General features: G+C 45.1%; 13 protein-coding genes. 4 read left to right on the forward strand and 9 right to left on the reverse strand.

Translation table 11 applies throughout. The features are described from left to right. Positions 1-41 precede the first annotated feature (41 nt). Genes B7P33_RS01970 through B7P33_RS02000 form a run of 7 tightly spaced genes read right to left on the reverse strand, consistent with a single transcriptional unit; the run spans position 42 to position 6,762 of the window. The gene (locus B7P33_RS01970; RefSeq protein ID WP_097440278.1) at positions 42-383 is read right to left on the reverse strand and encodes a transmembrane 220 family protein; all 342 of its coding nucleotides are present in this window, start codon (positions 381-383) and stop codon (positions 42-44) included. Between the two features lie 15 nt (positions 384-398). After that, on the reverse strand, positions 399-1,775 hold the full coding sequence (locus tag B7P33_RS01975) for an alkaline phosphatase family protein (RefSeq protein ID WP_097440279.1): 1,377 nt from the start codon (positions 1,773-1,775) through the stop codon (positions 399-401). After that, positions 1,775-2,986, reverse strand: a complete 1,212-nt coding sequence (gene eboE, locus B7P33_RS01980; RefSeq protein ID WP_245871602.1) for a metabolite traffic protein EboE — start codon at positions 2,984-2,986, stop codon at positions 1,775-1,777. Before eboE ends, B7P33_RS01975 begins: the two co-directional genes overlap by 1 nt. Continuing rightward, positions 2,962-4,113, reverse strand: coding sequence for a 3-dehydroquinate synthase (locus tag B7P33_RS01985; RefSeq protein WP_097440281.1), 1,152 nt, complete (start codon positions 4,111-4,113; stop codon positions 2,962-2,964). Before B7P33_RS01985 ends, eboE begins: the two co-directional genes overlap by 25 nt. Positions 4,114-4,122: 9 nt before the next feature. Further along, positions 4,123-5,019 carry a UbiA-like protein EboC gene (gene eboC / locus B7P33_RS01990; protein ID WP_097440282.1) on the reverse strand — a complete coding sequence of 299 codons (897 nt, stop codon included), beginning with the start codon at positions 5,017-5,019 and terminating at the stop codon, positions 4,123-4,125. Further along, a complete protein-coding gene (locus B7P33_RS01995) occupies positions 5,019-5,927 on the reverse strand; it encodes a TatD family hydrolase (protein WP_097440283.1) in 909 nt (302 codons plus the stop codon). Before B7P33_RS01995 ends, eboC begins: the two co-directional genes overlap by 1 nt. A gap of 1 nt (position 5,928) precedes the next feature. Then, entirely contained in the window at positions 5,929-6,762 is an 834-nt protein-coding gene (locus B7P33_RS02000) for an EboA domain-containing protein (protein ID WP_097440756.1), read from the reverse strand. Positions 6,763-6,933: 171 nt separating this feature from the next. On the opposite strand from B7P33_RS02000, the gene miaE reads away from it, so the two are divergent. The 4 genes from miaE to B7P33_RS02020 all read left to right on the forward strand — a co-directional run bounded on the left by miaE (position 6,934) and on the right by B7P33_RS02020 (position 11,678). Then, positions 6,934-7,515 (forward strand): MiaE family protein, encoded by a 582-nt coding sequence (gene miaE / locus B7P33_RS02005; protein WP_097440284.1) that lies wholly within the window; start codon positions 6,934-6,936, stop codon positions 7,513-7,515. 250 nt (positions 7,516-7,765) lie between these two features. Next, positions 7,766-9,115: a hypothetical protein gene (locus B7P33_RS02010; protein ID WP_097440285.1), complete on the forward strand. Its 1,350-nt coding sequence runs from the start codon at positions 7,766-7,768 to the stop codon at positions 9,113-9,115. A 38-nt stretch (positions 9,116-9,153) separates the two neighbouring features. Next, positions 9,154-10,236 carry an imelysin family protein gene (locus B7P33_RS02015; RefSeq protein WP_097440286.1) on the forward strand — a complete coding sequence of 361 codons (1,083 nt, stop codon included), beginning with the start codon at positions 9,154-9,156 and terminating at the stop codon, positions 10,234-10,236. Positions 10,237-10,292: 56 nt separating this feature from the next. Next, positions 10,293-11,678, forward strand: coding sequence for a di-heme oxidoreductase family protein (locus B7P33_RS02020; protein WP_097440287.1), 1,386 nt, complete (start codon positions 10,293-10,295; stop codon positions 11,676-11,678). Positions 11,679-11,779: 101 nt separating this feature from the next. Here B7P33_RS02020 and ppk1 read toward each other — a convergent pair whose 3' ends face one another. Together ppk1 and B7P33_RS02030 are read right to left on the reverse strand one after the other, a co-directional pair. After that, positions 11,780-13,855, reverse strand: coding sequence for a polyphosphate kinase 1 (gene ppk1 / locus B7P33_RS02025; protein ID WP_097440288.1), 2,076 nt, complete (start codon positions 13,853-13,855; stop codon positions 11,780-11,782). Then, positions 13,852-14,343 (reverse strand): SixA phosphatase family protein, encoded by a 492-nt coding sequence (locus tag B7P33_RS02030; protein ID WP_097440289.1) that lies wholly within the window; start codon positions 14,341-14,343, stop codon positions 13,852-13,854. Before B7P33_RS02030 ends, ppk1 begins: the two co-directional genes overlap by 4 nt. Positions 14,344-14,407: the final 64 nt, after the last annotated feature.

A 14,407-nucleotide genomic window follows, 5' to 3' on the forward strand; every position in this document is an offset into this window, starting at 1 on the left:
CACAACTTATTAAAAAACTTACCTCTTTTTTAGACAAAAAATTACTTCGGTGTACGCCACCAATACAGCAACATCACCAAGGCATTGATACCCAAACCTAGGGCTTCCCTACCTTCCTCAATATTTTTGATATCGCCTCCGTCTATACTAAGCCCTTCGTAGGTCTCTGGCCAAAAAAGAATACCACCGATTACAAAAAGTACGGCCAAAATCATATAGACCATCTTCGGAAGCGCATTGACAATAAACAATAAAGAAGCCACTACGGCCGCCCCATAGATAAAATACCACAAGGTGGCGTCTTGGTCGTTGGCATTCACGCTGGCAGCCCATACAAAATAGCCACCAAAGGCAAATGCGAGGATTTTAAAGAACACCTTCATAATCTTATATTTTGGTTATTGATCAACAATATGTCGTTTGAGCAAATCGTACACTCCGACCGCTTCCAACCCCTCAGGGAACTGACAGTCCAGGTGATTGGTAATGAACACCGGATGATCTTCTTTCTTTTTTGGAATACAACCATGCGAGCCTTTTACCAATTCTGGTTTTAGGGGAATTACATCCATCACAGTCCTAAAACCCAGTTTTTTCTTGATGAGTTTACCAATGATTTTGGGCACTACAAATGGGTCTTGGGGATCGGTGAACATTTCCACCGGATCATAACCGGGCTTTTTATGGATATCGACCATACGTGCATAATCGGGTGCCACGGCATCGTATTCCCAAAAATAATAGGTAAACCAGGCGTTTTCTTCCGCAACCAAAACGATATCACCACAACGATCGTGGTTTAATCTATACTCTTCCAACGCATCACCATGTAAGACCTGCGCTATTCCCGCTTGCCCCTGCAATACTTGCAAAACCATTTCCTTTACCCCTGGGTCGTTCAGATAAATATGGGCGATTTGATGATCGGCCATAGCAAAGGCCTTTGAAGCACCGGCATCCAACAATTCCAGACCTCGCTCAACGCGAATCTGTAGTAAGTTGGCCGCCCGCAGCATCCGATTGATATGTATGGGCGTATCTACATCGGTTATACCATATTCGGACAACAACACTACACGCGCTCCCTTAGCTTCGTAATAATCGACCAATTGGGCCACTACCCCATCTACTTCTTGCAGGTCTTTGGCGATTTTCGAAAAATCGTTCCCATGCCGTTGTACGTTATAATCTAAATGCGGCAGATAGATAAAAGTGAGTGTAGGATCGTGTTTTTTATCGGTATGTATACTGGCATCGGCGATCCATTGACTGGATTTTATGGAAGTTTTAGGTCCCCAAAAATGGAACAGCGGAAACTCGCCCAACTCTTGTTTAAGACCGTCGCGAAGTTCGGCCGGGTGTGCATAAAAATCGGGCGTCTTTCTTCCGTCTGCCAAATAATTAGGCCTTGGTGTGGCCGAAAAATCGACCGTAGAATACATATTGTACCACCAAAACATATTGGCGCAGCTAAAGTTTGGATCAAGGGCTTTGAGTTCGTCCCAAATCTTGGGCGCCTCGACCAACTTATTCGATTGTCGCCATAGTTTTACCTCGCACTCATCTTTAAAGTACCAACCATTGGCCACTATACCGTGCTCTTGAGGCCATTTACCCGTGAGATAAGTAGATTGGGCCGTACAGGTAACCGCCGGCAACACCGGTTTAATAGTGGCCCCCTTTCCCCTATCTTGAAACGCTTGGATAAAAGGGGTGTGTTCCCCAATCAATTTTTGGGAAAGCCCAACTATATTAATAACAACCGTTTTGTTCATCACGATTCAAATTCGCTTTTTAACCACTGCAACTCCCGAATAATACAAGCCCCCATTTCGGTCTTTAAGTCAGCCGGAAGCACATCCCAGGTATAGGTTTCCACCTCCCAGTGCTCGCTTACCGCGTGGGTTTTGGCATAATCGACCACAGCTTTTATTTGGTCTTGGGTACTTTGTAAAAGTCCGTAACGTTCCAAGAAAATAGGCACATGAAAATGGGCACGTAATTCGGTAAAATCGCCTTTGTGCGCCAATAAATCGGGCAGATCGGCATAGGTTTTCACCCCTTCTTCAGTTTGCTGGGTTACTTGGTGCAAATAAGTGCTTTCGTCAAAGGCTTCCAGCACTTGCCACACCTTATTAGGCTCGGCATCGAAAAGTATGCGCAGGGCGGCACTTACCTGTACCTTACCCACTTGAATTCCGGCTTGTTTTAGGGCCCCTAGCGTATATTCCGGACTTTCATAGGCTAGGGCAAAATGACAGATATCGTAACAGAGGGTCAAATGCCTCTTGATCAGTCGTTCCGCTTCCTCAGCAGAAACCCCTAACTCGTTTTGAAACTTAGGCTTACCCAATCTCAACAGATACTCTTGAAAGAAATCGAGTACTTCCGGGCTGTTTTCCAAAAACCCATCGGGTTCGGGCTCAATATCAAGATGCAGGTATTTACCGGTTTCTTTCTCCAATTGATGCAAGTACAGTGCCACTTCCAGCATTTGACTTGCCCCTTTCTCCAGAGCCCCTTCAGATTCAGATTGGCCTTTAAACCAATGCCGATAACCCACCGGATTGGTCGATACCCCGCCAGACATACCTTGGGGTAAAATCTGGGAGAGTATAAAAAGCAACCGTTTGCTATAGTCTAATCGGGCCTGGGTGATCCAGTCAGGGGCATGCACCTGATCTTTTACCACCGTATTATGAAAACTACCGAATGGAAAACCGTTCATGGTAAACACATAGGTATCCGTCTCGGCCATCCAGTTTACGAATTCAGTCAAGTTATTTCCCTCCAGAAGTTCTTTGGAAGCGATATCGGACAAACGCAGACCAATCCCAAAAGACTTATCAGGACTCACCTCGGTCTTAATCCTCGGAATATATTGTTTCAGTTTATCAAACACCTCTTCCCAATGCTCTCCCGCATGGATGTTGGTACAATAACTAATATGTCCGAAAGGGCTTAACTCCATTGATTCAATTGCCACATGGCCTTTTTCATGGTCTCTTTATCAATGGTATCTACATCTACCTTTTTACCGATTTCGGAAATTAGGGTAATACACAGTTCCCCGCCCAAATGTTCGCGAAACTCTTCCAAACCAACCAAAAGACTATCTTCTTGCCCTTTTTCAATGGGTATTTTAAGCTCGAAACCACTATCGGTTAAGGTGGTTTTGATACGTTCTAAGGTCGTGGCATCGATCATACCTATTAAATGGGCATAGGTAACATCTAGGGCCATACCAATGGCCACCGCCTCACCATGACGCAGTTCGTATTGGGTCAATTGCTCCAATTTATGGGCCGCCCAATGACCAAAATCCAACGGACGGGACGAACCACTTTCGAAAGGATCTCCGCCTTGGGCAATATGCTGCATATGCAATTCGGCACAGCGATGGATCAAATACTGCATGGGTTCCATCTCGCGACGCGCTAAGGCCTTGGCATTAGCCTCTAGATAGCCATAGAAAGTGGCATCTTTGATCAAGGCCACCTTTACCGCTTCAGCGATTCCGGAAACCCAATCGCGTTTTTCGAGGGTGGTTAAAAAATCACTATCGTTTATAATGGCAAAAGGCGGGGCGAAAGTGCCCAAAAAGTTCTTTTTGCCAAAAATATTCACACTGTTCTTTACCCCCACTGCAGCATCGTTCTGTGAGAGTACCGTAGTGGGGATACGTATCAACTTAACCCCCCTATGGGCAATGGCAGCGGCATAACCGACCATATCTACCAACGCACCTCCACCAATGGCCAATACAAAAGAATGTCGGCAGATTCGGTTACCATCGATAGCTTCCAATACCGCATTCAAATGGGCTGTATCTACCTTGGCCTTTTCACCTCCGGAAACCACCAGTACTTCGGTAATGACCATATTATCGGCAAAGTGTTTTCCATAGGCCGCAATCTTATCGCTTAAATCTGGATGCGCTTGAGACACGGCATCATCTACAACGGCCAATAGCTTCACCTTACCTTGCGAGCTATAGTCTTTTAACAGCTCATACAGCAAAGGATTATCGGCCCCAAAAACATCTTGGGTAAAGTGAAGGGTATAATCATATTCAACGGCAAAACGCTGCCGTATCGGTTTTAAAAACTCCATATCTGCAATCTACGTAACAGCGAATTGCTTCGCCAAGAATTTAGACAGCGGTAACAACAACAGCACCAAAAGTGCCATTTGCCATACCCCTGCCGCGGCACACCAAACCGAAGCGAGCAATACAACGCCCATAACCCCGGCAATTACCGCTTTTTTAATATTCGTGGGACTATTTTGTGAATACGCCCGAAACAGCGGAAGATACACAAATCCGGTAAACAGCAGGGCAAATGGTAGTACATACCACAGATTTCCAAGGCCGTTTGCCACCCAAAGCAGACTTACTACAACCGTTGCGTACATTATGCCCGCAACCACGATCTGCAACTTATTTTTCCCGAAAACCTCGCCCCTACTGATCAAGGTAATGGCATAAATATAAACTACGGGTACCAAAGCGAACCACCAGTTTTCTACCAACCCTAAAACAGACATACCCAACAACAGATTGAGCCCCCTACAGCTTCCCATGACCAATGGCCCAAAAAAGCCGTGTTTTTTGGCTAAGGCATCGTACAATAGTATCGCCAAGGCCAAAGCCAAGGCCAAACTGCCGGCCAAGACATGTACCAAAAAAGCTAAGGCCACACCAATAGACATCAAGGAGGCACCAAATAAAGAGGCCGCTTTTACTGCAATAAGACCACTAGGTAAAGGGCGCTCGGGCCGCTCGACCCGATCAATGGGCAGATCGAAAACATCGTTTAAGATTACACCTGCAGCATACAGCAACACACTTGAACTGAGCAATACCAAGAAATCCAACCATGGTACTGCAGACCAATTGGAGCCTTGAATGGCTACAAAAGCCCCAGCCAAAGAAGCCCCGGCCACAATATCGGCTGCACTCGTAGGTAAATTGGCCGGTCGGGCCAATTGCAGGTATCCTTTTAGTTTTGGGTTCACTACTCTATATGCTCACTATCAATCCTAGGCGTTTGTCCCCTTAGGATACTATTATCATTGAACAATTGCGACTGATCGATGCCCTTGGCGTTCTTCCAGTGTTCTTCTTTCATAACCCCGGTTTGGCTGTAGGCCTCCAAGGCGTTACTATAACAAGTTTTGATCACATCTTCGCGCGATACGCCCGAACGCAACATTAAACCTGCCGTTTTTGGTACGGCCATAGGATCGCTTATACCCCAATCGGCCGAACTGTCGACAATAATGCGCTCACTTCCAAAACGTTTTACCACTTCTACCATACGGGCATTTCCCATTTTCGTTTTCGGATAAATGGTAAAGGCCGCCCAAAACCCTTTATCGAGTACATCTTGCACCGTTTCCTCATTGTTATGATCAATGATTACCTGCGAGGGCTTAAGGCCATGCTCCAAACAGACTTCCATACTTTTGCGGGTACCTTCTTTTTTATCGCGATGGGGGGTATGTACCTGTACCAAAAGATCCAATTCCTTGGCCAACTCCAATTGGGCCCTGAAATACTTGTCTTCGGCCGGGGTTTGATCGTCATAGCCGATCTCTCCGATACCCACCACATTTTCTTTATGCAGATATAAGGGCAACAACTCCATTACTTGTTCGGCCAAAGCTTCATTGTTGGCCTCTTTGGAATTTAAACCTATCGTACAATAATGTTTGATCCCGAACTGACTGGCACGAAAAGGCTCCCACCCCACCAAACTGCTAAAATAGTCTTGAAAACTCCCAATCTGGGTACGGGGTTGGCCCAACCAAAACGAAGGTTCGATTACGGCCACTACGCCGGCGGCAGCCATGGCTTCATAATCGTCGGTCGTACGGGCCGACATATGTACGTGGGGGTCTATAAGCATCAACTTCTCTTCCATATCAATTCTTTAAGGTATTCCAATTCAATTCATTTGTTTGTACGGCCTCGCTAAACTCAGGATATATCCCTAACAGCGCCTTGGCTTGGGTATTGGTGGCATTTGAACAACATAAGGTCGCCGCCTTGCGCTCTACCGGATCTTCACTCTGGAACAAACGCTCCATATCTTCTAACAACACCCCTTCTAAATAATGGGTTACCGGTCGCCAAATATGGGCATCGATAGTTCGCGAAGCCGCCCAACGTTCGTGGGCATAGTCGGACACGATACGGGCCAAATCGGCATTGCCTCGAGCTTCTATATCACGTATACCATTCAAATCGCTTTGGATAAAAGCAGCCTTTAGGAACATTTGGTTCCATTGCTGGTCATTAAAATGTAGCGCCGGATACGGATTATCTTGGGAAATGGCATCGAAAACCGTCCCAATATTGGTTCTTAGCGCATCTACCGCCGTATCCCTAAAATATGCAGCCTGGGGAAGGAAATGAAGATACTTTAAAAAGGTCTCCAATTCGGTAATATCGGCCACTTGGGTCAGTTTGACCACCTTGTCCTTAAAAAAATCAAAGTCTTGCTCCAACACATATATCAAGAGATACATACGGGCTATTTCCAGCTCGTTTGCCCTATGCGATTTAAAGTATCCCAAGCCGCTATCCTCCCCATCCTCGATTTCGAGTACATTAGAGGTCGCTTTCCTAGCCAACAACGTATAGGTCAAGAACAAATCTTTAGCAGATTGGTTCGCTACTATTATTTCTGATTTTTCCGACAACCATTGGGCCACGGAATCTGTAAGTAAAGGCAATATTTTATCGGACCTTAACATGGGCAACAACATTTTTTCGGACTCCTATTTTTGGTTTCCTATCCAAATAACGGATAGGCCCTAGTTTACAACTCCATTCTAAAGGGATTCGTATGCCAAATTGCGTATAATCCCAGTAATTATCGCTTGCTAAGTTCAATTATTTTTACCTTTGGAACAAATATTTTACAGATGCTAGGCCTAAAATTACCGACCGACCCCAGATGGGTCAATATTGTTGAGAAAAACATAGCCGAAATACTAACCGATCATGCGTATTGCGAACAAAAAGCGGCCAGCATGGCCATTTCTTTGATCGTAAAATTCCCGGAAAAAGTAGATTTGGTACAATCGATGACGGCTTTGGCCCGTGAAGAAATGGCCCATTTTAAAATGGTGCACGATTGGATCATAAAACGAGGTTATGAACTGGGCCGGGAACGTAAAGACGAATATGTGGTGGCCCTTCATAAGTTTTTCCCCAAGGGAGGAAGCCGCAATACCCATATGATACACCAATTGTTGGTAGCCGCCCTAATTGAAGCCCGAAGCTGCGAACGTTTTCGTTTATTATCTGAAAACATAGCCGATAAGGAATTGGCTGAATTTTATCGTGATCTTATGGTAAGTGAGGCCAATCATTATACCATGTTTCTAAAATTCGCCAGGGAATATGGCGACCGGGCCGAAGTGGACCAAAAATGGGAAGATTTATTACAATATGAGGCCGAACTAATGAAAGAGCTCGGTAAAAAAGAGACTGTGCACGGATAATTAACCATTATAACAAAATATAAAAAGACCGTTGTTTACCGCAACGGTCTTTTTTTTACCCTAATCCCAACTTTTTAAAAAACAACACGTTACCACAACCTACTACCCTACCTAACACCCTGGACTTCCCTCAGTTTGAAAAAATCGGGTTTTATGACAAATATCATTTGTTTTTAATTATTCTAAATAAACGTTGTGAGTTAAAAATAGAGCACATACATTTGTTGTCTATTTTTAATTAATCTAAATAATGCAACTTAGAACTTTCTTGTTCGCTACCCTAGGATTCTATGCCATTCAAATAGGCAGCGCACAAACCGACGATAGAGATCAGCTTAAAAAGGAACTTAAAGAAGAAATACTTGCCGAGCTAACCCTAGCTGCCGATTCCCTTAAAAAAGAGGACCCTTTATTTCAATGGAGCAAGTTTACCCTTCACGGTTATGGCGTCGTAAACTATTATGCCAACGACCACGATACCGACCCAGACCTAAGAAACAAATTCGACGCGGAAAGGCTGAACTTGTATTTGAACTATCATTTCAACAAAACCTTCGCCTTTAAATCGGAAATCGAAATCGAACATGGCGGTACCGGAAGTACTTTGGAGCTCGATACCCAAGAAGAATTCGGTGAATTTGAAACGGAAATCGAGGCCGGAGGGGAAATCCAACTCGAGCAAATCTATATCGACATCAAAGCTACCCCATGGTTGGGCATCAAAATCGGAAAGTTTAAAAATTACTTCGGTACGGCCCAAAACCTCGATACCCCTGACGAATATTTTACCACCTACCGGCCCGAAATGGAAAACACCTTGCTTCCCGTAGGGTTTTATGAAACCGGGGTAGATTTCTACGGTACTTTTGCCAAACGCTTCAACTATCATTTGGCCGTGACCAGCGGTTTCGATTCTTCGGGCTTTAGTTCGAGAAATTGGATTCGGGGTGGACAACAGACCAAATTCGAAATGGTAAACGCCGATGCCTTAGCCTTAATGACTCGCTTGGACTATAAATTCGGCACCCACAAAAATACGTATGCCGGCGTCGCTTTTTATATCGGGGATGCCGCTGCAAACCGACCCAAGGACGACATTAACGAAACCGCCTATGTAACTATGGCCGAGGCCCACATTACCATAGACGAACACCCCTGGCGATTTAGCACCATGGGGCTTTATGGTCAGGTCGAAAACTCGGCCCTCATATCGCAACGCAATGCCAACCTACCCAACGCCCTTGGTGCCAAACGTACCCCTGTCGGAAAAAATGCCGTGGGTTTTTCCGCAGAACTAGGCTACGATATACTACCCCTGCTCGTAAACAACACCAAAAACATGATGCTATACCCTTTCGTTCGCTACGATTATTACGATACCATGCACCGGGTAGAATCGCCAGTAATCAACAATCCCCGATGGGAAAGGAACAGTTATACCGGAGGAATTAACTGGTTCATCCACCCCCAAATTATCTTAAAAACACAATACAACTATAAAAAGTTAGGGTCTATGCACAACGACCCTACTACACTGGAGCCCACCGGAGAAAAGCAGGTTGACAGGACTTTCTCTACCGGTGTCGGTTTCCGATTTTAATTCTAATCATCTATTTCAAACATTTCATTTTTCACATTATGAAAACCTATTTTAATCCTAGAACACTCTTAACCCTTTTGGCCGCCTCCATAATTATAGCCTGTAGTTCAGACGACAATGGCGGAGAAACCCCACAACCTAAATCAGACTATAAAGGCGAACTAACCAATACGGCCAATAACGTAATAACCGAAACCTATAAAACCTTAAACGACCGGGCCTTGGCTTTACAAGCCGCCGTAAACGACTTTACCATTGGCGATGATGCCGATTTTGAAACTGTAAAAACCGCTTGGAGAGAGGCCCGTTCGCCTTGGGAACAATCAGAAGGCTTCTTATACGGACCCGTGGATACAGAAGGTATTGACCCTGCCATAGATTCGTGGCCTGTAGATGTAAACGCCATTGATGCCCTATTAGCCAGTAGCGAGCCAATTACCGCCACCCTTTTGGCTACCAATGATGATGCCCGTGGTTTTCACACCATTGAGTATTTCATATGGGGTCTGGACGGATTTAAAAAATCGGGCGACCTAACCGAGCGGGAAGTAGAATACCTAAAGGCCGCTACTGCAGATTTCCAATCTAAAACCCAACAGTTGTACGATGGCTGGAAAGCCAGTGGCGGAAACTATGCCGCCAACTTTATCAACGCTGGGGAAAACGGAAGCCTATACACCTCACAAGTATTGGCCCTAACCGAATTGGTAGATGGCATGATTACCATTGCCGATGAAGTAGGTAACGGAAAAATCGAAGATCCTTTGAACGGAAATGGAGGTAACGCTAAGCCTGAGGCCGAAGAATCGCGTTTTAGCCACAACTCCAAAAAAGATTTTGCCGATAACATCCGTAGTATCCAAAATGTTTACTTAGGCGATTATGCCGCCGTATCTGGAAAAGGTTTGACCGATGTCGTTACCGCCAACAATGCCGATCTAAACACCAAGATCATCGATCAAATTGCCGATGCCATTACTAAAATCGAAAGTATCCCCGGTACTTTCACCAATGCCATTGCTAACAATAGAAACGAGGTAGCCAGTGCGCAAACTGCGGTCAAGACCTTGCAAACCACTCTGGAAAGTGAACTAAAACCACTGATCCAAAACCTTAAATAACAATCACAGCCCCTTGGGTGTCAGGAACCAAGGGGCTTGTTTATTCTTTTAAAGCTATGATACGTAAACTCCTCTATGCGATTCCTATTGGGATATTGCTGATTTCCTGTCAAGACGACAACGAAACACCACCACAACCCCTAGATCTCACTGCCCGCCTAATGGCCGGTGGGGAAACCACGGTACATTCAGCCACTAGTATTGCCTTTGAGACACCAGCACCAAATATGACCGCCAAAAACCTAGCGCTGCACTTGGCTGGAGACGCCCAATTTGAAGCTGTTTTCGTAACGGCGCCTGCAGAGGTAAACCAAGGCCTTGGACCGATTTTCAACAACAAAACCTGTATTGAGTGTCACCCTAAAGACGGCAGGGCCGCTTTTCCCACTGGAGATATTAATGCTTTAAGTGGCTTCTTTTTAAGAACCAGTGTCCCTGGTAAAGATCCACATGGTGGCCCGGTCCCTACCCCCGGATTTGGATTACAATTACAAAACCAGGCCATCCGTAATTACGAACCGGAGTTAAAGTTTAAGGTTACCTATACCGACATTGTCGAAACCCTTGCCGACGGAACTAAGATCACGCTTAAAAAACCGAATTATAGTATTACCGACCCTTACACCACTTTTCCAGCCAACGCCATGTTATCGCCACGAATCGGCCCTCCCGTATTCGGACTAGGCCTACTTGAAGCCATTCCGGAATCGGTAATTCTTTCGAGACAAGATATTGACGATTCTGACGGTGACGGCATATCCGGTAAAGCCAATTATGTATGGGATCCCGTGGCCGAAAAAATGGCCGTGGGCCGCTTTGGCTGGAAAGCCAATACCGCAACGGTCTTACTACAATCAGCCGGGGCCTATAAAGAAGATATGGGGATAACCAACTATGTCTTTCCCATAGAAGCCGGAGTAGATCAAAGCAACGGTAACGACGGCTTGGGCGATGACCCCGAAATTGCCGATAGTATTTTAGATGAAGTCACTTTGTATTGTCGTACCCTGGGCGTACCGGCCCCAAGGAATATCGATAGTCCTCAAGTACAAAAAGGTGCCGAAATCTTCGAAACCATCGGATGCGCCCAATGCCATGTTCCCCAGCAGACATCGGGCAATTTTCCAGGCATACCATCGATTTCCAATCAAACCTTTTACCCTTATACCGATATGTTGTTACACGACATGGGTGAAGGTCTAGCCGACGGCAGGCCTGATTTCTTGGCAGATGGGAACGAATGGAAAACCCGGCCACTTTGGGGCATTGGGTTAACCCAATTGATCAACGGACATACCGATTTCTTACACGATGGGCGTGCCAAAAACCTCACGGAAGCCATTCTATGGCATGGCGGTGAAGCCTTAAAAAGTAAAGATTCCTTTAAGGAGTTATCGACAGCGGACCGGGAAAGTCTTTTAGCCTTTCTGAATTCGCTTTAACTAGTGTTTGTTCCAGTTAGTTGAAAAGAGGTCGTTTTACGGCCTCTTTTTTATGGGTACCGCCAAACTCCCGAAGGCTACAGGAATTACACCAAGGTAGTCTATTCTCCTAATTTGGCCTGATAGTAGTCGTAACTCGCAAATTGTGACCGTACTTTAGGGCGGTCGTCTCGTAAATAGGCATTGTCTTGGGACGCAGAGAACACCCGGGCCTTTACATTATCGCGCCAAGAAATCTCAAAAGTATCCAGTAATTCCTGCTTTACGTCTTCGTCATAAATAGGACAGCTCACCTCTACCCTATAATCGAGGTTTCGGGTCATCCAATCGGCTGAAGAGATGTACACTTGTGGATCGCCCCCATTCCCGAATATGTACAATCGGGGGTGTTCCAAAAATTTATCGACCACACTAATGGCTTCAATATTTTCACTCATACCCTCTACCCCTGGTATCAAACAACAAATACCCCTTACGATTAGCTGTACCTTAACCCCGGCCCTACTGGCCTCATACAGTTTATCTACCATCTTATATGAAGTCAGGGAATTCATTTTCACCTTAATATAGGCTTCCTTGCCTGCCTGCGCATTTTCGATCTCTTGATCGATCATCTCCCTAAAAGCGCCCTTGGTATAATGCGGGGACACCAACAGGTGTTTGTATTTCTTCAACAGATAATTGGCATCGAAAAATTCGAACACCTTACCTAAATCCTTTAAAATACCTTCATGGGCCGTGAATACAGTATAATCGGTATAAATCTTCGCGGTAGATTCATTAAAATTACCAGTACTGATAAAACCATAACGTTTTAAGCCTTGGGCTTCTTCCCGTTCTACCAAACAAATCTTACTGTGTACTTTTAATCCGGGCACCCCGAAAATCAGACGAATTCCCTCGGCCTGTAGTTGTTCGGCATAAGCAATATTGGCTTGCTCATCGAAGCGGGCCTGTAACTCGATCTGCACGGTAACCTGTTTCCCGTTTTTTGCGGCATTTATCAAACTGGCGGCCACTTGCGAATTATTGGCCAAACGATACACTGTCAGCTTAATCGCCTTTACCTTCGGATCCAAAGCTGCCTCCCTTAAAAATCTAATTACATAGGAAAACGACTGGTAAGGGGTATAGATCATATAGTCTTTATGGGCAATCTGCTCCAAAATACTGCCCTCGGCATCCAAACCTTTTACAGGCAATGGCTCTATAGGGGCATACATTAGATCTTTACGCCCTAAACTAGGGAAGCCCATATAATCGCGACGGTTATGGTAGCGCCCACCGGGTATAACACTATCGGTATCTTCAATACCCATCTTACCTTTTAGGAACTGTAGGGTATCGGAAGCTATGCTCTTGTCGTAGACAAAGCGCACGGGATCACTCATTTTTCGGTGATCGACACTAGAGGATATCTTCTCGATAAAACTCTTCGAAAGATCATTATCGATATCCAACTCGGCATCGCGGGTAATTTTGATCATATGGGCCGAAATGCTCTCAAATGGGAACATATTGAAAATGGTGCCCAGATTGTATCGGATAAGATCATCGAGTATAATGATACAGTCGTTGCCGTCTTCCTTGGGCAACACCACAAAACGATCGACCCCCTTGGGTATTTCGATCAGGGCGTATTGAAGCCCTGGTACCACATTTTCCTCCTCGGCCTGCAACTGCATACGAACGGCCAAATAGGCCGCCGTATCCTTAAGGGTCGGAAAATCGGTTTCATCGCCCAGGATTATGGTCATCAAAACCGGACTTACCTTATCTAAAAAATACTGTTTGGCAAAAGCTTGTTGGCGCTCAGAAAGTTCATTCTCTTTAACGATAAAAATACCTTCGTCGCGTAACTCATCCTCAACTTGCCCCAGTATCTCAACACTTTTAGCCTGTAAACGGATAACCTCGGTAGTAATCTCCTCCAAAAGATCCTTTGCTTTTTGTCCGCCCAATTCACTCTTCCCCTTTTTACCGGCATTTACGATACGTTTTACCGTAGCATAACGCACCTTAAAGAACTCATCGAGATTATTGGAGAAAATACCTAAAAAGCGTAATCTTTCGATCAAAGGGACGTTTTCTTTATCGGCACTTTCCTGTAATACACGTTCGTTGAATTTTAGCCAACTGATCTCGCGGTTTATATATTGGTTTTTGGTTTTGTTCATGCTTTGAGTTCTTTAGGAAACAGTAGTTTGGTGGTTTTACCTTCGCTAACCTCGGCCCATTGATCTTGCGAAAAGGTTATACGGGCCAATCCGGCCGTGGGGAGATTCTCTATGGAACGGCTCCCAAAAAAATTGACCAAATTGGTAAAGGCATAATTATGGCCAAAAATAAACACGGTATGTAAATTATCGTTTAAGCTTTTTATAAATCTGTGTACAGATTCTCCCGAAAAATCATACAAATCTTCGACAAGCTCAATTTTATCCGCCGAGTAACCCATTTCGTGCGACACAAGCACGCTGGTAGCTTGGGCCCGCTTGGCCGGACTGGTATATACGGCATCAGGCTGTATGTTGTTTTCACGGAGCCATGACCCAATTAAACGGGCGTCGTTGGTACCACGGGATTTTAAGGGGCGCTCTCGATCTGAAACCTGATGCTCCCAGGAAGATTTTCCGTGTCTGATAAAGTAAAGGGTCTTAGGCATAACCGGAAGTGCTAGCCTATAAAAATACGCTTCCCGGCTTAAGAAACCGCATTTTCCATTAAAA

The organism is Sediminicola luteus (assembly GCF_002514735.1).
In the GTDB taxonomy this organism is placed as follows: domain Bacteria; phylum Bacteroidota; class Bacteroidia; order Flavobacteriales; family Flavobacteriaceae; genus HQA918.